This is a genomic window from Bacillus sp. T-10(2022), assembly GCF_056502895.1.
The window spans coordinates 291212-315000 of record NZ_CP113518.1; the positions used below are offsets into that span (position 1 = coordinate 291212).

The following is a 23789-nucleotide window of genomic DNA, read 5'->3' on the forward strand; positions in this document are numbered from 1 at the left end:
TACTATAATATGGATATTTCTAGTTTGTCGAGTGTGTTCCTTAACATATTGGTTAATATGGAGTACATGTTTCGCATTATTCACATGGTGCTGATGATGATTAATATTGGGGGCTATATAACTTACGTGAAAACCCAAAAGTTTGGTAAAATAACATTATTGATTAAGAGCTCGGAGGGGGTCAGGTTATGAAGAATGATAGCAATGATATCTTATATATGTATATGCAGGCTTCCGAACGGTTTGTCCTTTTCAATGGACTCAATTTTCGTGAATTCGTCTATTCGCTGCCATATACATTGGATTCCATCTTATTATTGAAACATGAATTCAATGGCGGGGAATACAATTTGAATGTCCTGCTAGAGAGTGCTTCATCTGAAGATATTGCGAAGCTAGTTAAAGAAAATGTCCGGGCATATGGAGATTTCTGTTGGATCGATTTTGAAGAAAGAGAAGGGTTGGATGAATTGGATGGAAGGGAAATAGCGGAACTATTATATTTAGGGCACGCAAAAACTCATCTGGATCCTCCGTTTTTCCGTAAATTGAATAATCAATTTGTGTACCTTGCCCAGGATGATGGCTGGTTCAATAAAATTTATTTTCGTTCTCTTTCGACATATTATAAGATGTTAGGAGGCCTGATTCCACTAAAGCTGGAGCTTTTAAAAGTAGAGAGGAATTGGCTTGGAATCAGAAAGAAAAGAGAGCTGACGGCGATTCCGGCAGAAATCATTTCTTCCTTGGCTCATATCCTGGCAGAGGGGCTCGTTTTTTCCTTTCGGCATGTTAAGTATACAAGAACGAAAATTGAGATACCGGCATGGGTCGTAGGGGATTATTTAAACATGGATGAAATGCATGATGACTTTTCAGGTAAAGATATTAAAGAGCCGGATGCCTTTATTATCTTCAATCGAAAAGAAAGGGTATGGGAAAGCGTTATTAAAAATACATCATTCTCCTGATTATCCAAACTTCCGAGGTTCGTGGAATGGATTATTTGACACCCTTGAATTTTTTTAGGTGTAAGACTTACCATCTCATGCATAAAAGATAAGAGAGGGCGACGCACAGGATGTGGCTGTTTTATCCTATGTTCCCCTGAATAGTAATCATTGGAAAAGCATCAATGATGGAAGTTTCGCTTTACCCCGCATTAACAGGCTGTAAGGGAAGCGGTGGCAAATGTAATGAAAAAGAAATGTGGTGGGCCAACAGCCTGTAAACACCCGATTGCGACGCACAGGATGTGCTAGCACAGGAGTTGCCACAGGATGTGGCGGTTTAACCTGTGTTCCGCTTATGGTAACTAATTGGAAAAGCGCCAATGATGGAAGTTTCGCTTTACCCCGCATTAACAGGCTGTAAGGGAAGCGGTGGCAAATGTAATGAAAAAGAAATGTGGTGGGCCAACAGCCTGTAAACGCCCGATTGGCTCAACTAACCATCATTGGAAAAGCGCCAATGATGGAAGTTTCGCTTTAACCATTTTAGTGTAAAGTGATACAATGAACATGGTTAAAAGAATATTGGAGGGTAATAACTCATGAAAACTAAACTTGGTTTGCTTTATGGTGGAAAATCTGCGGAGCATGAGGTTTCTATGCAGACGGCTTTAGCGGTCATTAAAGCTCTCGATTTAGCAAAGTTTGATATATATCCGATTTACATAACAAAAGAGGGTTCATGGATTAATGGACCGAAGTTAACAGGACCTGCCGAGAGTGTGGATGCATTGACATTTTCATCGGATAAATCGAGCTCGCCCCTTGCCTTGCAGGCACATTCAACTGAAGAAAATAGTGAATCAACAGGGTATGACGTAATTTTCCCATTGCTTCACGGACCAAATGGAGAAGATGGGACCGTGCAAGGGATGCTGGAACTATTGAACCTTCCTTATGTAGGGAATGGCGTATTGGCTTCATCAGCAGGAATGGATAAGGTCATCATGAAAAACATTTTTGCCCAGGCGGGACTTCCTCAAGTCAAATACACTTGGTTCATTCGTTCTGAATGGGAGAAGAATACTGAAAGTGCCATTAAAAAGGTAGCGGATGAATTGGGTTACCCTTGTTTTGTCAAACCTGCCAATTTAGGCTCCAGTGTCGGTATCAGCAAATGTAATGATGCTGATGAACTGGAAAAAGCGGTAGCGGAAGCTTTCCAATTCGATCGGAAGGTCATCATTGAAGAAGGGGTCGTAGCTCGTGAACTCGAGTTTGGAATACTTGGTAATGATGAACCGTCTTGTTCGGTGGCAGGCGAAATCATCCCTAAGAAAGATTTTGCCTTCTATGATTATTCAGCAAAATATGTTGACGGTAATTCTGCAATGGTCATTCCAGCGGAAATAACGGAAAGCGAGTATGCAGCTTTATCCGAAATGGCCATTACTGCCTTTAAGTCATTGGATTGCTCTGGATTGGTTCGCGCTGATTTCTTCTTAACGAATGAGGGGCAAATCTATATTAATGAAGTGAATACAATGCCTGGGTTTACTCCTTTCAGCATGTTTCCGTTATTGTGGAAGCACACAGGTGTCGACTATCCAGCGTTAATTGAAAAACTCGTGAAACTTGCCTTGGAACGTCATCAGGAAAAACAACAAATCAAATATACAGTTTGATCATGCAAGTAATGTATCAGTAAACTCCACAATCCATCAAGCATTGATTTGATGGATTCCAATCAGCAGGAACCGGTGCGATTTAAACTGGTTTCTGCTTCGTTTGGTTAATGGAGATCGATTAACGGTTCGATGAATGTAGGAGGAACAAAATGATAAAGAGAACGTTAAAACAAGTACATGAAATGGCAGAGGGATTGAATGATATCAGTCCATTCCAGTCCGAAGGAATTAATGGGGTTACCATCGATTCAAGAACGGTTAAGGAAGGATGTTTGTTCATTCCGCTTATGGGTGAGCAGGTTGACGGCCATCAGTATGTCAAGCAAGCTTTAGAGCAAGGAGCTGCGGCTTCTTTTTGGCAAAGGGATGTTCCGAATCCTCCTGACGAGTTACCGATAATCATTGTCGAAAATACCGAGAAAGCACTTCAGCAATTGGCGCGTTCTTACCGTCAGCAGTTGAATATAAAAGTCATTGGGATAACAGGCAGCAACGGTAAGACGACTACGAAGGATATGACGGCTGCGCTGTTGGCCACTACCTATAAAGTTCATAAAACAAATGGGAACTTCAATAATCATTTAGGGTTGCCACTAACAGTGCTTTCTATGGCAGAGGATACTGAAGCGGCTGTGTTGGAAATGGGAATGAGCAGCCGCGGTGAAATCGAGTTCTTATCCAAAATGGCAAAGCCTGATGTTGCGATCATTACCAATATCGGTGAATCACACCTATTGGATTTAGGATCACGAGAGGAAATCGCGAATGCGAAGTTGGAAATTGTCGAAGGTTTGGCGAAAGATGGAACGCTGATATATCATGGTGATGAACCATTGCTCCGTAATCGGATCAAAAAGGATTTTCCTGATTTAAACGTAATATCTTTTGGACGTACGGAACAAAATGATTTATATCCACAGGCTATTAACCAAGGGGCAGACAGTACCACGTTTACAATCGCAAGCGGTGATAAGGAAACCAATTATGAGATACCCGTTTTAGGCAATCATAATGTTCTTAATGCGTTGGCAGCAATCTTGGTTGCTAAAGAATTCAATGTGGATGATTCAGCGATCCGTAAAGGTCTGTCGACCATTCAATTAACGAATATGAGGATGGAATTGGTCGAGGGCGCGAAAGGGCAGAAAATCATCAATGATGCGTATAATGCCAGCCCAACTTCAGTTAAGGCAGCAGTGGAGTTGGTTGAGGGCTTATCTGGATTCGAAAAAAAGATACTTGTATTGGGAGACATGTTGGAGTTAGGGCCACAGGAAAAAGACTTTCATTTGAAAATTGGTGAATTGATTTCCAGTGAGCGGATCGATAAGATCTTCACATATGGTCCTTTAGCCGAGTTTATTGCCAAGGGAGCGAGCAAGGCGTTTTCATCGGAGCAGGTTCGTCCTTTTCAAGATAAGCAGAAGCTTATAGACGAACTGAAATCGTCCACACAGGAAAATGACATCATACTTGTTAAAGCTTCTAGGGGCATGAAGCTGGAGGAAGTCGTTCAAGCTCTGCAAAAATAAAAAAAATAGAAAAGGCCGTTTCTTTTTTTGAAACGGCCCTTTTTATCGTGCTTAAAAAAGTGTCCCGGCAATAATGCAGATGTCATCGTTAATGACTGAATGCCTCATCCTTGAGACCAGTAGCTCCTGAAGAAGGTCTTGTGTATCGAGATGGACATTTTCGATGAATTCCCTTTCGATATGGTCAGATCGGTCAATGGCGGAAGGTAGGGGCGTTTTAGAGAGTCCATCTGTATAGATGATGAAACGGCTTCCAGGTTCATACTGAAAGACTATTTTTTGAATGGGCAATTCGGGAATCAGTCCGTTTGGGGTGGCTCCTTCGTTCAAATTGAGAATTTGATTGGTACATGGGGAATACAAAAAAGCTGAAGGAAGTCCGTAATTCACATATTCGATGAGCCGATCCTTTGTATTCACGTATGCGATGAAGGCAGTAATGCGAGCATGGTTTTTGTTTTCCCGATTAACTCCTTGAAATAAATCCTGCATTAGTTTATCCAGTTCCTTTGTTATGAAAATGGGGTCTTTTACACGTTTGATAAGGTCGGGGATCAATGTGCGTATGGACATGTTTATAAGTGCTGTATGAATGCCCTTTTCGAATACATCGATCATTATGAAGCCGTATATCCTGTCATCAACCTCCGTCCAGTAAAATAAATCCCCTGCCAGTTCACTTGAAGGCTGGGAAAGGCCTTTGACCTCTATATCTTCATTATTGATCGACAAAGGTAAACCTGAAAGTTGAATGCCCTTTGCAATTCTCAGGCTCCTTGCTGATTTTTGGTGTATCATTTCAAGCTCTTGCCCCTTCATTTTTGCCGAAAATAGTTGCATGCTGATGTTTCGGAGTGACTTTAATTTAATCCTGACTTCCACTGAATCGGCAGGGACCGCCATGGTTTCATAAAAGGTCTTTTCTGGTAAGGCCGGAGGGGTCTCCATTCCTGAAGTGCGTTTGTAAATGAATAAGATAGGGATTTCGTGAGATTCTGCCAAGGCGAACAAAGAAGTTTGCTGCCAAGAGTCTTTTGATATGTGTAAAGGTAAAACAAATAATGATTTCATTAAGTCTGTTGAATTCTTGAATAGATGACTTTGATTGAGTGGATCTTCCAAAAAGGTGACTTTCTTATTCATTTTCTTTAAGATTCGACCAAAATCCTTACATAAAGGAACATCTATTGTGAATATGTTCATATAACCCCCTGTTATTTTGTTGATAGGTCAATCATACTGCATTTAGACTTATTTGCTATAATTTTTAAGCAAAAAGATGGAATTTTCAAAAATTAAATGCTCCCATATACCTGTAAATTCAATGAGAATTCATGATAAGTCCTTTTCTTTCCAACGGGGTAACCGTGGAAGGGTGTTCATCATTAAAACTAATCCTTCCTGAAAAAGGGTTGTTGAAACTATTTGATTTAAACACATATCATATATAAATGGATAATCGTTTTATGAAAAATTTAAATGGATACAGTAAGCCGGCAAGAGGCTGGAATGCTCTCATAACGAACCATGATTTTAACAGGACTAGATTCCTGTTTTGTGAAATCCCCCTAACTGGATTTCTGAAACCACTGGAACGTTTTTCAAACTCGCTTTCTTCGAATTTGTCTAAGTTTGAATCCACTTACGATTAAATGGATATAGTAAAATGGTGATCCTATTGATGAAATATTCAGTCCATGTGTTTTTTTAAACGTATTGAATGAACGAGCCATATTCTTACTCAAAAGTGTCACGGCTGCATATTTAACAGGAAGAAATGACTAATTTCTTCATTTTTGAAACGGTCTAAAGTTTTTAGTAACTCTGAATGGAGCGATATCCTTTATTGCATTAACAGTTTGAAAATGGTAATATGAGATATGAGTTTAAATGTCTTATCATTGATGATTATTTAAAATTTAATCAGGTTGAGGCAACAAAATTGTATGTTCTTACATGTTTCATGAGTTCATTCTTGAGATTATTTTAGATTTAATAGGCCTCGCGTCTGGTCATATATAAAAGCTGCTTCTCTTGGCGGCTTTAGTAGCTATTAGGGAATCAAGCCGCATTTTAGCGCTTTTCCACTTCTGCAAATCCTCAACGCACCGGGCCTGTTTTGTATAAGAATCTTGGCTCTCGTCAAGTTTTGTTCATACAGCCTTTTTAAGTCTGATGAATAATAGGTGCAGCAGCCCTCACCTGAATAAAACGGTGAAACATCCGTTTATGCTACTTTTAATTTTCCATATTGAATTTAATTTTGGTTACATGTACTTTTAAAAAGATGAGCGTATGTTAATGATAAGTCTACACGTGCGCGAAGTTAAAAATGCCAGTGAATGTCCGTACTGGTATATTTCCTTTTTAAAAAATCATATTGAGTTCATTTGAACTAAAAGGCAGACATACTTTTAGGTGATAATGATAAACTTTCTATAAGAGATAAAGTAGAACATCCGTCATGATGATGAGGATTTGAACTAAACATCTGTGCATGATATGCACGTGTAAATTTACGATATAAAAAGGAGTACGAAAACATTGACATTGTTTAGCGAATTAGGATTAGATAGAACGTCCATGAAATCAATAGAAAAAATGGGATTTGAGGAAGCGAGCCCGATTCAATCCCAAACGATACCTCTAGCACTTGAAGGTAAAGATATCATCGGTCAAGCGCAAACAGGAACAGGTAAAACAGCAGCATTCGGTATTCCATTGATGGAAAACATCGATATTAATAACGAAAACGTGCAAGGGATCGTCATTGCACCTACACGTGAGCTAGCCATTCAAGTTTCCGAGGAGCTTTTCAAGCTTGGTTACGGAAAACGCGCTCGTGTACTTGCGGTTTATGGTGGACAAGATATCGACCGTCAAATCCGTGCATTAAAGAAAAAACCACATATTATCGTTGGTACGCCTGGTCGTCTTTTAGACCATATCAAACGTAAAAATATCAAATTAGGCGGAGTTCATACTGTAGTACTTGATGAAGCTGATGAAATGCTTAACATGGGATTCATTGAGGATATCGAATCGATCCTTTCAACGGTTCCTGATGAAAGGCAAACATTGCTTTTCTCAGCTACAATGCCTGATCCAATCCGTAAAATTGCAGAAAGATTCATGCAGGAACCCGTTCTTGTACGTGTAAAAGCAAAAGAAATGACAGTGGATCGTATCGAACAATATTACTTGGAGTTAAAAGAAAGTGAAAAATTCGATACACTTGCACGCCTTTTCGATATTCAAACACCGGATCTTGCGATCGTCTTCGGACGTACGAAACGCCGTGTAGATGAATTGGCATCTGCATTGAATATCCGCGGTTATATGGCTGAAGGCATTCATGGTGACCTTAGCCAGGCAAAACGCCTTTCTGTATTGAAAAAGTTCAAAGACCGCAGCATCGATGTGCTCGTTGCTACTGATGTTGCTGCACGTGGACTTGATATTTCAGGCGTTACTCACGTATACAACTTTGATATCCCTCAAGATCCGGAAAGCTACGTTCACCGTATTGGACGTACAGGACGTGCGGGTAAACATGGTATAGCCATTACGTTTGTAACACCAAGAGAAAGAGGCCAACTGCATGCAGTTGAACATACAACGAAAAAACGCATGGAGAAACTTAAGACTCCTACGTTAACTGAAGCGTTGGAAGGTCAACAAAAAGCAGTAACGGAAAAAATCCTTAATACAATCGAGAATGAGGATTTAACTTTATACCTTGGTCAAGCGGAAGAGTTATTGCAAAAACATAGCGCAGCGGATTTAGTTGCAGCCATGCTTAAATCGATGACAAAAGAACCGGATCAAACGCCTATCAAGTTAACGGAAGAATCTCCATCTCCAATGCGTCGCAATCGCGGAGGAAGCGGATCTTCTGGCAACAGACAGCGCAATGGCCGCAGTTCATCAGGCAGAAAAGATTACGGTAGCGGATCAGGGAAACGCCCGAGCACGAACCGTAAATCGAATGGTTACGGGAACCGTAGCACGAGCCAAAAAAGAGAAAAAACGAATAAGATTTAATTGAATTGGAAATGCCGCTCATTTGAGCGGCATTTTTTTATGTGCATCTCCAATGCTATGGTATCCGAATGGTAAAGGTTTTTAGTGGAATGCTCAAACCCTTTGTTTGAAAAGGGGTTAATTTCCAGCATTTAATTATAGTATAATGGATGAAAGCAAGGATGGATGATGATGATTCAATTAGCATTACCTGTCCGGAAGAGGAGAAGCACATGGAACCTGAAAATCGTATATCGAATAAGGCCTTGACCGTATGGAAAATCAGTGGTCTTATAAGCTGTTCAATAACCTGGATTATAAGCATCGCTGTACTCGTGCTTACAATCATTTTTGATTGGACATATTGGGTGTTTGGAGCGTTGATCATAATTTCGATAATCCAATCCTATCTGGCCATCTTTCTGATTCCATCGGTGAAATGGAAGAGGTGGCGTTACGAAGTAAGAAATACTGAAATTGATATCCAAAGTGGTATTTTCGTCATTAAAAGAACACTCATACCCATGATAAGGGTCCAGCATGTTGAAACGAAGCAAGGGCCATTATTAAGAAAATACGATTTAGCCTCCGTTGAAATTTCCACTGCAGCGACCCTTCATGTTATTCCTGCCTTGGACCTTGCAGAGGCAGATGAATTGCGGCATTATATTTCGAGAATGGCAAGTGTGGAGGAAGAAGATGTCTGATCCTAAAAGGCTTCACCCCATAGCTGTATTGCTTAACATCATTAAATCGATTAAGGAGTTAGTCATCCCTTTTTTATTAGTGGTCGTCATTCCTGGGAAGAATGAAGGAATTCCTGGATGGATACAACCGCTGGTCATTGCCATTATTATACTTTTACTGATAGGCATTGCATTCCTTCAATGGTTACGTTTTACATATCGCATAGAAGAGGGCGAATTCAGAATTGAGTCCGGGGTATTCGTAAGGAAGAAACGGTATATAAAGTTTGACCGGATCCATAGCATAGATATATCAGAGGGCATCATCCAGAGGATATTCAGCCTGGTGAAGCTGAATATTGAAACGGCAGGCGGGTCTCAGGCCGATGCCGTATTATCAGCCATAAGCAAAAGTGATGCGGAACGAATCAATGCTTTTATAAGTGAGGAAAAAAAAGCGAAACATCCTTTTGATAAGGATAAAGAAGAAGTTGCGAATAAAGAATATGCAGCTAAATCGTCTTCCGTTTTTAAGCAGACTTTGCCGCAGCTATTCGTTATGGCTGCCACTTCGGGAGCGGTAGGTGTCTTCCTATCTGGGGCAATCGCTTTTATTTCACAGTTCGATGAAATGATACCTTTTGAGAGGATATTTAAGGATTATGAAGAGTTTATTGAAATGGGGACAATCATACTGACCTTGTTTGCCCTGGTGGCTTTACTGGTTGTTTATGTACTGGCCACATTAAGTATGGTAATTAAATATGCTTCCTTTACCGTGTTAAAAACGGATGAGGAAATCGTTATTTCCAGAGGGCTTCTCGAGAAAAGGCAGCTGACAATCCCTATCCATAAAATTCAAGGTATCCGGATCATGGAGAATTTGATTCGAAAGCCATTGGGATTGGCGACGGTTTATATTGAGTATGCGGGCGGCAGTTTGGAAGATAAAGATAGTCTATCCATCATGCTGTTCCCTTTAATCAGGAAGAGGCATTTACATGAAAAAATCCTGGAAATTTTACCGGTTTATGAAACAACCACTGAGATGACACCGATACCTAAGCGTGCACTTTCGCGGTATGTGTTTCGTAAGTTTCTGTACCTCATCCCGATCATCGGTGCCTTGGTATGGTTTTTCAGACCTTGGGGTTATCTTTCCCTTTTGCTTGTACCGTTGGCGATTTTTTGGGCTTACATGCAATATAGAGATGCAGGCTGGAGCATAGATGGAAATTTGTTGCTATTGAGCAGCCGTTTTTTCTCGAAGCAAACATTGATCATGCAGAGAAGCAGAATTCAATCAATCACATATAAAAAAAGTTGGTTTCAAAATCGAAAAGAATTAGCAACGATTTCAGCATCGGTCAAATCAGGAATCACCTCCCGGGTCGGCATGGTTGCTGATGTGGAAGAAAAGGATTGCCTAATAATTAAATCATGGTATTTACCTAAAAAAGCAGTCGACTCCCAATGATTGAAAGGAAGAGTCGGCTGTTTGTCCTACCATTTTTTTCTTAAATATAATGGAGCTGTTAAAAAGCCGGTTGCCAGTCCAGCCAAATGACCGATAACGTTGATCTGCGGTTGAATGAAGGTCATGATGACGGCAATTCCGGTCAGTGTATATACTGTATTTCTTTCGTTGTTCGTAAAATTGGTTTTATTGAAAAGTACAAGATATAGAAAGAATCCGAGTAAACCAAAAATTGCTCCGCTAGCACCTACGTGGTTATATGTCAGTGGGTTAATTAGAAATGTTGCGATATTGGCAAGGATACCTGTCGATAAAAAGAATATTGAAAACTTGACGGTTCCAAGTAATTTCTCTAGGAATGGACCGAAGATGGCAAGTGAGAATCCGTTAAACAGTAAATGTGTAAACGTGCTATGTAGAAAGATGGGGGTGATCAAACGCCACCATTGTCCATCAGCGATGTATAAGTTCACACCTGCGCCATAATAAAAGAGTACATTGCCGGGAAATATGGGGAAGAGGACAAGAACGAATACAATCATCATAATTAGAATGAGCACAGTAACAGCTCGATATGAATTTGCGTATTCGCGGAAGCCTTCTGTTCTTGTAAACATAAATTCCTCCTTATTAGCGTTTTTAATTAAATACAATATTATCATTTTCAGGTAAAAGAGTCCTCCTAATGATATGCAGCTTATTAAATTAATAGAAGAGGTGTCAAAGTGATTAAAGGTATAGGCGTGGACATTACTGAGTTGGATAGAATGGAAACACTGATTAATCGGCAACCCCGTTTAAAGGAGCGTATATTAACAGAAAGGGAAATCTTGATTTTCGAAAAGTTAAATGGAAGAAGGAAGGTCGAGTATTTTGCAGGGCGTTTTGCGGCAAAGGAGGCTTTTTCAAAAGCAAACGGTACAGGGATCGGTAAGCACTTATCCTTTTTGGATATTGAAATCATATCGGATGATAAAGGAAAGCCGATGATTTCAAAGCCGTTTTCTGAAGGGGTCCATCTTTCGATTAGCCACAGCAGGGATTATGCGGTTGCTCAAGTCGTAATTGAAGGGTGAATGGAGTTTTGTCCAATCGGGTCATAAACCTTTAGGTTGTCTCATATACATTTAGTGCTATAGGGAGACAAGGCCCGGTAAAAGGTACATGGCAGAGTAGGTGCTCTCGAAAAGTTTTTAGCCGGATCGAGAATGGGTCCGTGTCTAAAATACCGAGGAATCTAAGACATCAGTCGAGCCAATGTCCGGATCCTGCCTTTTCCTCTCCCTTTTACGTTCAAATGACAAAAAGGGGTTGAAAAGATGAAGAAGATGGTAATGCTTTTTGCAGGGATCATGCTCTTGCTTGCTCTTTCTGCTTGCGGCCAAAAATCACAGAGTGACGTAGTGAGTGAATTGAATGAGAAGCTTGGCGAAATGAAGGGATATAAGGCTAACGCGAAGATGACATTGAAGATGGGGACGGAACCTCAAGTTTATAATGTGGAGATTTGGCATAAGGACCCTTCTTTTTACCGCGTAAATCTGAAAAATGAAGAGAAGGATCAAAGCCAGATGATTTTGAAAAATGATGATGGTGTATATGTTCTGACGCCAGCTTTGAATAAAAGCTTTAAATTTCAAAGCGAGTGGCCGGAGAACAGCAGTCAGGCCTATTTGTTCGAGTCGTTGGTGAAAGACATTACGGAAGATAAAAGTGCGACATATAAAGAAACGGATAAACATTATGTCTTTGAAACGAAAACACGCTACCAAAACAATAAGATGTTGCCATATCAAGAGATTACTATAAACAAAAAGGATTTATCCCCAGTCAGTGTAAAAGTCATGGACCCTGATAAGACCGCATTGGTACTAGTTGAATTCTCGAAAGTTAAGTTCGATACGACTTTTGATAAAGATTCATTTGATATGAAGAAAAACATGACAAGTGCACAACTTGAAGCACCCGTTATGGCAGAAGTCCAAAATGAAGGATTTGCAGTGAAATACCCTGAGAATATTGGTGATATGAATTTAACGGAAGAAAAAGAAATTACGACTGAAAAGGGAGAACGTGTCGTTTTGACCTATGAGGGTACAAAAAGTTTTACATTAGTTCAGGAAAAAGCTGAGGTAGTTCAAACTTCCGTTTCGACGAATGTGAATGGAGAACCGGTTGATTTAGGTTATACTGTCGGGGCAATGACAGGAAATACGATTGCATGGACTTTTGAAGGTGTCGATTATATGCTTGCATCAAAGGATTTGACACAGGAAGAGATGATAGAAGTCGCCCGTTCGGTTGGGGAAGAACCAGTCAAATAGGATTACATAACAAGCTGATGTTTCCCGTCTCCTTACGAAGGTTTCTTCTGGGTAGGATAGGCGGGGAAGCAGCTTGTTGACATTTTTAATCCTTCCAACTGATTTAGGCTGGCAGCTGGGAAATTAGAATCAAGGTGAAAAAGCACTTTATCTTTCTGTCGGTTGGTTATAGAATGTTCCTATAATGTAACGAAAACTTCGTTACTGGGAAGAATCTTAATGTGAGTGTAGGAAAGAAGGAAATGGTCTTGGAGACGAAAATATTTCATCGAGATACGTGGGCAGAAGTAAATTTGGATAAAATTTTTGAAAATATCTCTTCCATGAAACAAAGACTGGGAAATGGCGTTAGTCTTTTCGCTGTCGTTAAAGCGAATGCATATGGCCATGGGGACTATGAAGTGGCCAAAACGGCGCTTGAAGCGGGGGCGGATTTTTTAAGTGTCGCTTTTTTGGATGAGGCTCTTGCCTTACGAAAAAAGGGAATATTGGCTCCGATCCTTGTACTTGGGGCATCAAGGCCTGAAAGCGCAGCACTTGCTGCCAAGTATGGGATTTCCGTAACGGTTTTTGATGTAGCATGGTTGGAAAAGGCAAAGGATTTGTTGAAACCGGGACAAGTTTTGCAAATCCATGTAAAAGTGGATAGCGGCATGGGTAGAATCGGCATTCGTGATAAAGGTCAACTCATGAAAGTGGAAAATTTGCTTGAGAGGGAAGCTTGTTTCAATTTCCAAGGGATATTCACTCATTTCGCGACGGCGGATGAAATGAAGACCGACTATTATGAAAAGCAGCTTGCTACATTTAAAGGGATGCTTTCCGTAATGACTGGAAAGCCTGAATATATTCATGCAGCCAATAGTGCAGCTTCTTTAAGATTCACCGATCCTGAATGGAATGCAATAAGAATGGGGATTTCCATGTATGGATTGAGTCCTTCCGTGGAAATGAAGCCGATTTTGCCATACCCATTAAAACAGGCTATATCGTTGAGAACGAAGATGGTCGCGGTTAAACAGCTTGCTAAGGGTGAAAGCGTTAGTTATGGAGCGACATATACGGCTGAAGGTGATGAATGGATCGGGACTTTGCCAATAGGTTATGCTGACGGCTGGATCCGTAAGCTGCAAGGTCAGGAAGTTCTTGTGGATGGAAAAAGAGTACCCATAGTCGGGAGGATTTGCATGGATCAATGCATGATCAAGCTGCCTGGACCATACCCTGTAGGAACAGAGGTCACACTGATGGGGAATGATGGGGATGAATCGATTACTGTCGATGAGATAGCGGCAAAACTGGAAACGATCAACTATGAGATAACATGTATGATAGGAGCAAGAGTGCCCCGTGTTTATATAAAAGACAATCAGGTGAAACATGTACGCAACTTCATTTTGGAATGACCGGATTGTAAAAAAATCCTAAGATTGTGAATAAGATTTCCTTTATTATGCTGATAATAGGATTGAGAATAGAATATACTCTTTGCAGATAGGCATTTTAATGGTAATATTGAAAAGGATATATACAATAAAGGTGTGTAGTGATGGTGGAGGTGTATGTTTGTGTCTGAATCCAGCGCAACAAGAGAGATATTAATTCGATTACCTCAAAATTTTTTAACAGAGTTAGATGGGTATGCGAGTGAGGAAAATGTGAATCGCAGTGAATTTATTTATCGTGCCACAAAAATGTATCTTCGCGAACGTAAAAAGAAAGAGTTTCGTGAATCGATGAAACGCGGTTATATTGAAATGGCGGCCATTAACTTAACGATTGCTTCTGAAGCCTTCCAGGCTGAATTCGAGGCTGGTCATTGCGTTGAACGATTAGTTAGCGGAGGCTGAGCCATTGATTGTTGTTAAGCGTGGTGACGTATACTTCGCAGACCTTTCCCCGGTAGTTGGTTCAGAGCAGGGGGGGACCCGTCCGGTACTAATTTTACAAAACGATATTGGTAATCGCTTTAGTCCGACTGTGATCGTGGCAGCCATTACAGCTCAAATTCAAAAAGCGAAATTGCCTACACATGTTGAGATTAATGCAAAAAAGTACGGATTCGAGCGGGATTCCGTCATTTTATTAGAACAGATCCGGACAATTGATAAGCAGCGTTTAACTGATAAAATTACGCATCTTGACGAACCGATGATGCAAAAAGTCAATGAAGCTTTGCAAATTAGTTTAGGCCTCATTGAGTTTTAAAGAAAATTTTTCCCGTTAAACCGGGCGTTATTATAATACAAATCATTCTTGATATTATTTAGATGGCACGATCCCTGCAACTGTGGGGATCGTGTTTTTTTGTCAAATAACATTAACATATCCAAAAAGTATACAGCAGGAAATATGAAAAATTTGACGAATAAAAACATTATACAGTTAGATATTGGATGGAACGTCATTGTTTTTTATAGTATCTCCCTAACTTTTCAGTAATTGATGTTTTTCTTGCCTGAATTTCGGGTATATAGTTATTTTGTAAATACCTAAAAAAAGCAAAAGTTAGTGGGGAAACTCAAAGGAAATCCAAATGGAAATAACATTACAGTTAGTTAACATCCTTGTGACGTAGACAGGGAAACAAGGCAATTGTGTTAGAATGGGAGGATATTATGAATCAATTGGTTTACGATTTTATTAAGCAAAATCAAGATTACATCCTTACTGAGTGGATGGGCATCATGAAGGAAAGTACGGACGAAAGATTAATTAAAGTCGTTTCAGATCGAATGTTCACGCAAACGAGCAGTGAATTTATAGATATGATCATCACGAACGTTGATAGTAAAAACAAGGAATTCACATTGAAGCTTTCAGATTTTGCCGAGAAAGTCGTCCAATTGGGATGGCCTCTCACTTTCGTCAATGAAGGACTTCATAAATTCACGTTGATTGTCATTAATGGAATGGTGGAAAAGGGTCTGGTTACTCCTGAAAACCAAGTCAATCTTGTTAACCATTTGGATAAATGGGCCACACCGATAAATAATGAAATAGTCAATATATATACCCAAACTTGGGAAAGAACTGTTTCCATGCAAAAAATAGCGTTGCAAGAACTATCGGCACCGCTAATTCCTGTATTGGAAGGAATAACGGTAATGCCGTTGATTGGTACGATTGATACGGAACGTGCCAAACAGATAATGGAAAACCTGTTGACCGGCGTTGTTAAGCATAGATCTGAAGTAGTTCTTATTGATATAACGGGTGTGCCGGTCGTGGATACCATGGTTGCCCACCATATCATTCAAGCGGCGGAAGCAGTCCGGTTAGTGGGCGCGAAATGTATACTCTGCGGAATCCGCCCTGAAATTGCTCAAACCATCGTTAATCTTGGAATTAATTTAAATGAAGTGATTACAAAAAATACATTGAAAAAAGGGATAGAAGTTGCGTTGGAATTAACGAGCCGTAAGATCGTAAAGGTGGAGGGATAAGTATGAGGATTCCGATATTAAAGCTTTATGACTGCTTGTTAGTCTCTATACAGTGGGAATTGGATGATGTGACAGCCCTTCAATTTCAAGAGGATTTACTGCATAAGATTCATGAAACAAGCGCGAATGGCGTTGTTATAGATATCACCTCAATAGATTTTATTGATTCTTTTATCGCAAAGGTATTGGGCGATGTCTTTAGCATGTCTAAGCTTATGGGGGCCAAAGTTGTAATTACGGGGATCCAGCCTGCTGTTGCAATAACATTAATTGAACTGGGAATTAGTCTCGATGATGTTCTGACAGCATTAGACTTAGAGAAAGGCCTGGAGAAATTACAACAGGAATTGGGGGAATAAAGAATGGAGTTCCAATCCTGCGTAAAAATCATAAATGAATGGGACATCGTAGCTGCAAGGCAGCTCGGAAGAAATGTCGCTAAAGAGTTGGGATTCGGTACTGTAGACCAGGCCAGGATCACAACGGCCATTAGCGAATTGGCCCGAAACATATACCTATATGCTGGACAAGGCAGTGTTAGCATAGAAAAGTTAAATATAAATGGGAAGTCAGGATTGAAAATCATTGCAGAGGACCAAGGGCCGGGAATTGAGGATATCCGCAGAGTCATGGAAGATGGATATACCACCTCGGGGGGGCTGGGTGCAGGTCTTCCTGGAGCCAAACGTTTAATGGATGACTTTGATATTGATTCGATACCAGGTGAAGGGACTAAGATCATCGCTACGAAATGGCTCCGTTAGGGGGGGAATATGGATATTAGGGAGAACATGGAGAAAAAGTATCATGAGGCGCTTTCTACTTATCTTAAAGACCAAAATGAGCAGGCACTCTACCAAGGACAAAAGATTAGCCGCCTACATATCAAATACAATATATCTCCAGAAGAAATCATCAGTATGCATAAAAATAACTTAATGGAACTTTACCCGGACTTACCGGGGAAAGTATTGGATTCTTTCGATTTTCTGCTGGAAGTCATGATGGGCTACGGCATTGCATACCGTGAACATCAAAGCCTTAGACATCAACAGCAGGAACTGAAAACGGAAATCGAGATCGCGGCAAACGTTCAACATACTCTTTTGGAAACGGAAATTCCTGATATCAAAGCTCTTGAAATTGGAGCGATCAGTGTTCCGGCGAGACAGATGAACGGAGATTACTATCACTTCGTCCAAGATGAAAATGATCGTATAGGAGTAGGGATAGCAGATGTCATAGGAAAAGGGATTCCTGCTGCATTGTGCATGTCGATGATCAAATATGCGATGGACAGTCTTCCTGAGCATCGACATGAACCGAATAGTGTGCTTGAGAGTTTGAACCGTGTTGTGGAGCATAATGTGGATCCAAGCATGTTCATAACCATGTTCTATGGTTTATATGATCCGCATGACAGGCAATTTTCCTATGCTTCAGCCGGACATGAACCTGGCTTTTACTATGATGCCGCAACAGGTACTTTCAGCGATTTGGATGCAAAGGGCTTGCTGCTTGGAGTTGATAAAAAAACAAGGTATCGCCAATATGAAAAAACGGTGAATCGTGGAGACATGATCATTTTATTATCCGATGGAGTAACGGAGTGCCGGACGTATGATGGGTTCATAGAAAGGGAAACACTTATCGGTTTCATTAAAAAAAATATGCATTTGCAAGCCCAGGAAATGGTGAATAATATATTTAAACAATTGGAGAAAATGCAGAACTTCCAACTGAGGGATGATTTTACATTAATAATTTTAAAATCAAATGTTTAGTATTGTTTCTGCTGGGTATAGATATAGGAATGAAGAGGATTTGAAGAGGTGGGTCAAGGATGAATATAACTGTAGATGTTAATGAATTAAATACTGAATTTGTTGTAAAACTAAAAGGTGAAATCGATGCCTATACTGCACCGAAATTAAGGGAATCACTATTTCCAATTTCAGAGCAGGATAATGTTTCGATTACGATTGATTTAACTGAAGTCTCTTATATGGATAGTACGGGACTTGGGGTATTTGTCGGTGCTTTCAAAAGCGTAAGGGCACATAATGGCGAATTCACACTAGTTGGCTTATCAGAAAGGTTACGACGTTTATTTGATATAACAGGTCTTGCAGATATCATTGATATAAAAAGTGGTACAGAGGGTGGGTTAGAATGAGTCAAGTATATGATTACATCGAAATGAAAATACCTGCAAAACCAGAATTCATCGGTGTCATTCGTTTAACGCTTTCTGGGATAGGAAGCCGGATGGGATTTGCGTATGATGAAATTGAGGATTTGAAAATCGCTACGAGTGAGGCTTGTACAAATGCGGTACAGCATGCATATAAGGATTCTGAAAAAGGTGAAGTGAAAGTAAGTTTTGGCCTTTATCCTGACCGTCTGGAGGTCATGGTTTCCGATAGTGGCAAGAGCTGTAATTTCGAAGAAGTTCGTCAAGGACTCGGTCCATACGAAAATGGACAAAAAGTCGAACTTTTGAGAGAAGGAGGCTTGGGTCTTTACCTTATTGAAACTTTGATGGATGATGTTAAAATTCATCAGCATGATGGGGTTACAGTATTTATGACTAAGTTTTTAGAAGGAGAGCAGGTGGAGATGGATGCAAAAACAGTCTCAACCTAATCAGGCACAAAGAGAACAGGTAAATGAATGGATTAGAGCTTACCAGCAGAATCAAGATGATGAAGCACAGAGTAATCTAGTCATCCATTATAAAAGTTTAGTTGAAACAATCGCCCGCAAGTATGCGAAAGGGAAATCATTTCAGGAGGATATCTCCCAAGTCGGCATGATTGGTTTATTAGGTGCCATTCGACGATATGATGAATCTTTCGGTAAGAGCTTTGAGGCATTTGCCGTCCCTACTATAATCGGCGAAATCAAAAGGTTCCTTCGTGACAAAACATGGAGTGTCCATGTGCCAAGGAGAATTAAGGAACTTGGTCCGAAAATCAGGGTGACTGTCGAGGAATTGACGACAACTCTGCATCGTTCACCAAGAATAGATGAAATAGCCGATAGTATAGGCGTGACTGAAGAAGAAGTTTTAGAAGCGATGGAAATGGGAAAAAGCTATCAAGCTTTATCTGTGGATCATTCTATTGAGGCGGATTCTGATGGCGGTACTGTCACATTGCTTGATATATTCGGGAATGTCGATGAAGGTTTTGAAAAGGTCAATCAGCGGCTGGTGCTTGAAAAGGTGCTGCATGTTCTGAGTGACCGTGAAAAGATGATCATTCAACATACTTATTTAGAGAATTTAAGCCAGAAAGAAGCTGGCGATAAACTGGGGATTTCCCAAATGCATGTTTCAAGGCTCCAACGCCGCGCGATCAAGAAACTTCAAGAAGCCATTAATGCTGAAAACTCGGAGTTAATTCAGTGATCAAAGATATTCTGAGGGGAGAAAAAATAGAAGTCCTTGTCTCTCAATCGTCTAAAAACGGGATGGTTTATTGTGGTGATGATTACTTCTTTCTTCATACGAAAGAATACTTTGTGTGTGTCCTGGCAGATGGTCTAGGCAGCGGTAAAAATGCTTATGATTCCTCCCATGCCGTCATCGAGGAAGTAAAACGTAATCATGAGTTGGATGTAGAATCATTAATGGCGGTATGTAACCAGGTTTTGGTCGATAAGCGGGGGGCGGCCGTTTCGATTTTGAAGATATTTTATGATAAGAATGAATTTGTATACAGTTCAGTGGGTAACATCCGCTTTTTCCTGTATAATCCAAGCGACGATAAACTCGTTTACCCTTTACCTGTTACAGGGTATTTATCCGGAAGGAAACAAACATACAGGACGCAGAGCTACAAATATGAACCAAATGCAAAATTCATTCTTCATTCCGATGGTTTAGAACTTAAGGGAGCTAAATCTTTTTTAAAAAGGCTGGTCCCTATCGATAAGAACGCACAATGTATATTAAAAAGCAGTCCATTAACTGCAGATGATACAACTTTCATTTTAGGAAGCTTACTTTCGCCATAATTCGGAAGTGAGCTTTTTTGTATTGAATTCGCAACTTCATCACTCATTTGCTAGACTATACTTATTAGATCAAAAGGTTGGAGGTAAACATAATGATCGTTGTAGAAGATACATTGAAAGAACTGATTAAACAAATATCCAATGAGCTAACTTTGAAAAATCATCAAGTCCAAAACGTCATACAGATGCTGCAAGAAGGGAACACTGTCCCTTTTATCGCACGGTATAGAAAAGAAATGACGGGTTCACTTGATGAAGTTCAGATTCGTTCCATCATGGAAAGGTGGAATTATCTTGAAAACCTTGGCCAGAGGAAAGCGGAAGTTACGCGTTCAATTGGTGAACAGGGAAAATTGACGGAAGAATTAACGAAACAAATCGAGAAGGCAACAAAACTGCAGGAAGTCGAGGATTTATACAGGCCATTCAAGCAAAAAAGGAGAACGAAAGCGACAGTCGCTAAAGAAAAGGGTCTTGAACCACTGGCCAATTGGCTTCTGGAATGTCCAATGCATGCCAGTGTCAGTGAAAAAGCTGCAGAATTCATATCGGCAGAAAAAGAAGTTTCTTCTATTGAAGAGGCAATTGCAGGAGCGCAGGATATCATAGCTGAACATATTTCCGATGATGCAGAATTAAGGAAGTGGATAAGGGCTGAAATTTTCAAAGCCGGAAAAATGGTTTCAACTGTGAAAAATGAAGAGAAGGACGAGAAAAAAATCTTCGAAATGTACTATGAATACGAGGAGCCGGTTCAAAGAATCGTACCGCATCGTGTGTTGGCGCTGAATAGAGGTGAAAAGGAAGAGGTTCTGCGGATCTCCATTCAGCCCCGGACTGAAATCATCATTGGTCATCTTGAACGGAAAATCATTAAAAATAACAAATCTGAAGCCCAAGTTGTTCTTAAATCTGCGATTGAGGATGGACTTAAGCGTTTGATCATGCCTTCTGTAGAACGGGAAATCAGAAAAGAGCTGACGGAAAAAGCTGAGGATCAAGCTATCCATATTTTCTCTGAAAACCTGAGGAACCTGCTCTTGCAGCCTCCGCTTAAAGGAAAAGTGGTCCTCGCCCTAGATCCGGCATATCGGACTGGCTGTAAGTTGGCTGTCATTGATGAAACCGGAAAGGTACTCGATATCAGTGTGATCTACCCGCATCCTCCTGCTGCGAAACTTAATGCTGCCCGTGAAAAAACGATCGAAATACTTCAGCGGTTCTCGGTTGAAATCGTGGCAATCGGCAATGGTACGGCATCACGTGAATCAGAGCAATTCATCGCAGATATTTTGAAAGAAGTGAAAGGGAATATATCATATATAATTGTAAATGAAGCGGGTGCCAGTGTGTATTCAGCCTCGGATATCGCCCGTGAAGAGTTTCCAGATCTTCAGGTAGAACAGAGAAGCGCCGTTTCAATAGGAAGAAGGCTTCAGGATCCCCTTGCTGAACTTGTTAAAATTGATCCGCAATCCGTGGGGGTGGGTCAATATCAACATGATGTGTCCCAGAAAAAGTTAACGGAATCCCTCACCTTTGTAGTAGAAACAGCTGTTAACCAGGTGGGGGTGAATGTCAATACCGCTTCATCGTCACTTTTGCAATATGTAGCTGGTTTATCAAAATCGGTTGCTCAAAATATTGTGAAGAAAAGGGAAGTGGAAGGAAAGTTTTCAAGCAGGAAGGAATTAAAGAAGATTCCCCGGCTTGGTGCCAAAACTTATGAACAATGTATAGGGTTCTTACGTATCATTAATGGAGATGAGCCTTTAGATCAAACCGCGATACATCCTGAGAACTACAGTGCCGTGAATAAATTATTAAAGAAAATGGGATTCACATCTGATGATTTAGGCAGTGATGTCCTAAATGAAGAATTAGGCAAACTAAATCCGGCTGATTTGGCCGATGAATTGGCAATTGGGGAAATTACGATTAAAGATATCATAGATGATTTGATGAAACCGGGAAGAGATCCTCGGGATGAATTATCAAAACCACTGCTTAAGCAGGATGTACTAAAAATGGAGGATCTGCAAACTGGGATGGAATTACAAGGTACAGTGAGGAATGTTGTGGATTTCGGTGCGTTTGTGGATATTGGTGTTAAACAGGATGGACTGGTTCATATTTCTAAACTGAGCAACAGGTTTGTAAAACACCCATTGGATGTAGTGGCCGTTGGGGATGTTGTGACGGTTTGGGTCGAACTGGTTGACTCGCAAAAACAAAGGGTATCTTTAACGATGCTCGAGCCAAAGGATCAAAACTAGCCTATGGTAAGCTCCTTCTATAATAGAAGGGGTTTTTTTATATGGAACAAAGTTGAATTTATAACCGGAGGCTTTCTTTCTTTTGATAAAAAAACCAACATTGATTCAACATCTTCACTTGATAATAATCCTTTTCATAAAAGGCTTTGCGGATTTGATTCTGGAACCAATTAGGCATAGCTTTTCCTCCCTTAGTTTCCTATTGTATTATTAGTCTATGTTATAATGGGTTGTCATGTTACCAAGGAAAGGGAGGGGGAAATGGATAATCGGCAATTGCAAAAACTTGTTGAAGAAATATCGTTGAAAGACTTTGAAAAGGCCTTTAGACATCAAGCCAGTTTTAATCCACGTCTCCGAACAACAGGAGGTCGATATTTGCTCCGTTCACACAATATAGAAATCAATAAGAAGTATCTTGATGAACGCGGTGTGGAAGAAATGATTGGAATCATTAAGCATGAATTGTGCCATTATCATCTGCACATCGAGAAAAAAGGGTACCAGCATCGTGATGCGGACTTTAAGCAATTACTCAAAAAAGTGGGGGCGCCGAGATTTTGCGAACCGCTGCCATCTAACCAATTAAAGAAAAAGATGAATACTATCCAATATAAATGTGAAGACTGTCAGCAGGTGTATATAAGAAAAAAGCGAATCGACACTACCCGTTTCGTTTGTGGTAAATGTCGTGGAACATTGATTTACCAAGGGTTTAAGGAGTAAAAAACAAAAATATAAAAAATCATAAAAGAACCCTTGACTTTAAGTTGCAACCTCTTTATAATCATAAGAGTCGACAAGATAACAACTTGTTCTTAACGACAAACACTAAGGTCCTTGAGCGTGAAAAAGGAACCCAATTTTCATTATTCCGCAGTAGCTCAGTGGTAGAGCATTCGGCTGTTAACCGAACGGTCGTAGGTTCGAGTCCTACCTGCGGAGCCATTTTTTTGGGGAAGTACTCAAGAGGCTGAAGAGGCGCCCCTGCTAAGGGTGTAGGTCGCGTAAGCGGCGCGAGGGTTCAAATCCCTCCTTCTCCGCCAGCTGCATATTTTATCAAGGCCCATTGGTCAAGCGGTTAAGACACCGCCCTTTCACGGCGGTAACACGGGTTCGAATCCCGTATGGGTCACTTTCTTATATATAATCATAATACTGGTCCCGTGGTGTAGCGGTTAACATGCCTGCCTGTCACGCAGGAGATCGCGGGTTCGATTCCCGTCGGGACCGCCATTTTTTTAAAAAAACACTTGTTAAAATAATATTATTGTGATATAATATTATCCTGGCTGTTAATTAGTATTCGATTATTGGGCTATAGCCAAGCGGTAAGGCAACGGATTTTGATTCCGTCATGCGAAGGT

At 40.4% G+C, this 23789-nt stretch carries 24 protein-coding genes and 5 tRNA genes (1 of these 29 cut by a window edge); 26 read left to right on the forward strand and 3 right to left on the reverse strand.

What is annotated here, in order from left to right:
* Positions 1 to 188: 188 nt before the first annotated feature.
* From OSJ91_RS01460 to OSJ91_RS01470, 3 genes are all read left to right on the forward strand, one after another.
* A complete protein-coding gene (locus OSJ91_RS01460; protein ID WP_485890874.1) occupies positions 189 to 971 on the forward strand; it encodes a hypothetical protein in 783 nt (260 codons plus the stop codon).
* 581 nt (positions 972 to 1552) lie between these two features.
* Complete coding sequence (locus tag OSJ91_RS01465) at positions 1553 to 2635, forward strand: D-alanine--D-alanine ligase (RefSeq protein ID WP_350300951.1); 1083 nt, start codon at positions 1553 to 1555, stop codon at positions 2633 to 2635.
* Between the two features lie 152 nt (positions 2636 to 2787).
* The gene (locus OSJ91_RS01470; protein ID WP_485890875.1) at positions 2788 to 4170 is read left to right on the forward strand and encodes a UDP-N-acetylmuramoyl-tripeptide--D-alanyl-D-alanine ligase; all 1383 of its coding nucleotides are present in this window, start codon (positions 2788 to 2790) and stop codon (positions 4168 to 4170) included.
* Between the two features lie 51 nt (positions 4171 to 4221).
* Here the strand turns inward: OSJ91_RS01470 and OSJ91_RS01475 are convergent, their stop codons facing one another.
* The gene (locus OSJ91_RS01475) at positions 4222 to 5373 is read right to left on the reverse strand and encodes a PP2C family protein-serine/threonine phosphatase (RefSeq protein ID WP_485890876.1); all 1152 of its coding nucleotides are present in this window, start codon (positions 5371 to 5373) and stop codon (positions 4222 to 4224) included.
* 1341 nt (positions 5374 to 6714) lie between these two features.
* Between OSJ91_RS01475 and cshA the strand changes: the two genes are divergently transcribed.
* From cshA to OSJ91_RS01490, 3 genes are all read left to right on the forward strand, one after another.
* A complete protein-coding gene (cshA, locus tag OSJ91_RS01480) occupies positions 6715 to 8214 on the forward strand; it encodes a degradosome RNA helicase CshA (RefSeq protein ID WP_241594484.1) in 1500 nt (499 codons plus the stop codon).
* A gap of 212 nt (positions 8215 to 8426) precedes the next feature.
* Positions 8427 to 8900 (forward strand): PH domain-containing protein, encoded by a 474-nt coding sequence (locus tag OSJ91_RS01485; RefSeq protein WP_402843700.1) that lies wholly within the window; start codon positions 8427 to 8429, stop codon positions 8898 to 8900.
* Entirely contained in the window at positions 8893 to 10356 is a 1464-nt protein-coding gene (locus OSJ91_RS01490) for a PH domain-containing protein (RefSeq protein ID WP_350300955.1), read from the forward strand. Before OSJ91_RS01485 ends, OSJ91_RS01490 begins: the two co-directional genes overlap by 8 nt.
* 26 nt (positions 10357 to 10382) lie before the next feature.
* On the opposite strand, the gene OSJ91_RS01495 is transcribed toward OSJ91_RS01490, so the two are convergent.
* On the reverse strand, positions 10383 to 10973 hold the full coding sequence (locus OSJ91_RS01495) for a rhomboid family intramembrane serine protease (RefSeq protein WP_485890877.1): 591 nt from the start codon (positions 10971 to 10973) through the stop codon (positions 10383 to 10385).
* Positions 10974 to 11081: 108 nt separating this feature from the next.
* Between OSJ91_RS01495 and acpS the strand changes: the two genes are divergently transcribed.
* From acpS to OSJ91_RS01565, 14 genes are all read left to right on the forward strand, one after another.
* Entirely contained in the window at positions 11082 to 11432 is a 351-nt protein-coding gene (gene acpS, locus OSJ91_RS01500; protein WP_137020603.1) for a holo-ACP synthase, read from the forward strand.
* Positions 11433 to 11675: 243 nt separating this feature from the next.
* Positions 11676 to 12680, forward strand: a complete 1005-nt coding sequence (locus OSJ91_RS01505) for a LolA family protein (protein ID WP_350300957.1) — start codon at positions 11676 to 11678, stop codon at positions 12678 to 12680.
* Between the two features lie 242 nt (positions 12681 to 12922).
* Positions 12923 to 14086 carry an alanine racemase gene (gene alr / locus OSJ91_RS01510; RefSeq protein WP_350302763.1) on the forward strand — a complete coding sequence of 388 codons (1164 nt, stop codon included), beginning with the start codon at positions 12923 to 12925 and terminating at the stop codon, positions 14084 to 14086.
* A gap of 162 nt (positions 14087 to 14248) precedes the next feature.
* Positions 14249 to 14530, forward strand: a complete 282-nt coding sequence (locus OSJ91_RS01515; RefSeq protein WP_034306380.1) for a CopG family ribbon-helix-helix protein — start codon at positions 14249 to 14251, stop codon at positions 14528 to 14530.
* Positions 14531 to 14537: 7 nt separating this feature from the next.
* Complete coding sequence (locus tag OSJ91_RS01520) at positions 14538 to 14888, forward strand: type II toxin-antitoxin system PemK/MazF family toxin (protein WP_034306610.1); 351 nt, start codon at positions 14538 to 14540, stop codon at positions 14886 to 14888.
* Positions 14889 to 15298: 410 nt separating this feature from the next.
* The gene (locus OSJ91_RS01525) at positions 15299 to 16126 is read left to right on the forward strand and encodes an RsbT co-antagonist protein RsbRA (RefSeq protein ID WP_137020605.1); all 828 of its coding nucleotides are present in this window, start codon (positions 15299 to 15301) and stop codon (positions 16124 to 16126) included.
* A gap of 2 nt (positions 16127 to 16128) precedes the next feature.
* Positions 16129 to 16485: an STAS domain-containing protein gene (locus OSJ91_RS01530; RefSeq protein ID WP_106028506.1), complete on the forward strand. Its 357-nt coding sequence runs from the start codon at positions 16129 to 16131 to the stop codon at positions 16483 to 16485.
* 3 nt (positions 16486 to 16488) lie between these two features.
* Positions 16489 to 16890 (forward strand): anti-sigma regulatory factor, encoded by a 402-nt coding sequence (locus OSJ91_RS01535; protein ID WP_101225983.1) that lies wholly within the window; start codon positions 16489 to 16491, stop codon positions 16888 to 16890.
* Between the two features lie 9 nt (positions 16891 to 16899).
* Positions 16900 to 17910: a PP2C family protein-serine/threonine phosphatase gene (locus OSJ91_RS01540; RefSeq protein ID WP_350300958.1), complete on the forward strand. Its 1011-nt coding sequence runs from the start codon at positions 16900 to 16902 to the stop codon at positions 17908 to 17910.
* Between the two features lie 59 nt (positions 17911 to 17969).
* Positions 17970 to 18302, forward strand: coding sequence for an anti-sigma factor antagonist (locus tag OSJ91_RS01545; protein WP_101225981.1), 333 nt, complete (start codon positions 17970 to 17972; stop codon positions 18300 to 18302).
* The gene (gene rsbW, locus OSJ91_RS01550; RefSeq protein ID WP_034306366.1) at positions 18299 to 18772 is read left to right on the forward strand and encodes an anti-sigma B factor RsbW; all 474 of its coding nucleotides are present in this window, start codon (positions 18299 to 18301) and stop codon (positions 18770 to 18772) included. Before OSJ91_RS01545 ends, rsbW begins: the two co-directional genes overlap by 4 nt.
* Entirely contained in the window at positions 18750 to 19538 is a 789-nt protein-coding gene (sigB, locus tag OSJ91_RS01555; RefSeq protein WP_101225980.1) for an RNA polymerase sigma factor SigB, read from the forward strand. Before rsbW ends, sigB begins: the two co-directional genes overlap by 23 nt.
* Positions 19535 to 20146: a PP2C family serine/threonine-protein phosphatase gene (locus OSJ91_RS01560; RefSeq protein ID WP_241663201.1), complete on the forward strand. Its 612-nt coding sequence runs from the start codon at positions 19535 to 19537 to the stop codon at positions 20144 to 20146. The genes sigB and OSJ91_RS01560 overlap by 4 nt, the downstream gene beginning before the upstream one ends.
* A 92-nt stretch (positions 20147 to 20238) precedes the next feature.
* Positions 20239 to 22422: a Tex family protein gene (locus OSJ91_RS01565; protein WP_350300959.1), complete on the forward strand. Its 2184-nt coding sequence runs from the start codon at positions 20239 to 20241 to the stop codon at positions 22420 to 22422.
* Between the two features lie 58 nt (positions 22423 to 22480).
* Here OSJ91_RS01565 and cmpA read toward each other — a convergent pair whose 3' ends face one another.
* Positions 22481 to 22600, reverse strand: a complete 120-nt coding sequence (gene cmpA / locus OSJ91_RS01570) for a cortex morphogenetic protein CmpA (protein WP_089364909.1) — start codon at positions 22598 to 22600, stop codon at positions 22481 to 22483.
* A gap of 83 nt (positions 22601 to 22683) precedes the next feature.
* Here cmpA and OSJ91_RS01575 point away from each other — a divergent pair, with 83 nt between their 5' ends.
* From OSJ91_RS01575 to OSJ91_RS01600, 6 genes are all read left to right on the forward strand, one after another.
* Positions 22684 to 23148 carry a SprT family protein gene (locus OSJ91_RS01575; protein ID WP_101225978.1) on the forward strand — a complete coding sequence of 155 codons (465 nt, stop codon included), beginning with the start codon at positions 22684 to 22686 and terminating at the stop codon, positions 23146 to 23148.
* A 147-nt stretch (positions 23149 to 23295) separates the two neighbouring features.
* Positions 23296 to 23370 (forward strand) — tRNA-Asn (locus OSJ91_RS01580).
* A gap of 7 nt (positions 23371 to 23377) precedes the next feature.
* Positions 23378 to 23468 (forward strand) — tRNA-Ser (locus tag OSJ91_RS01585).
* A 17-nt stretch (positions 23469 to 23485) separates the two neighbouring features.
* Positions 23486 to 23557 (forward strand) — tRNA-Glu (locus OSJ91_RS01590).
* Between the two features lie 25 nt (positions 23558 to 23582).
* Positions 23583 to 23658 (forward strand) — tRNA-Asp (locus tag OSJ91_RS01595).
* A gap of 78 nt (positions 23659 to 23736) precedes the next feature.
* Positions 23737 to 23789: transfer RNA gene (locus tag OSJ91_RS01600), tRNA-Gln, on the forward strand; it runs 22 nt beyond the window's last position.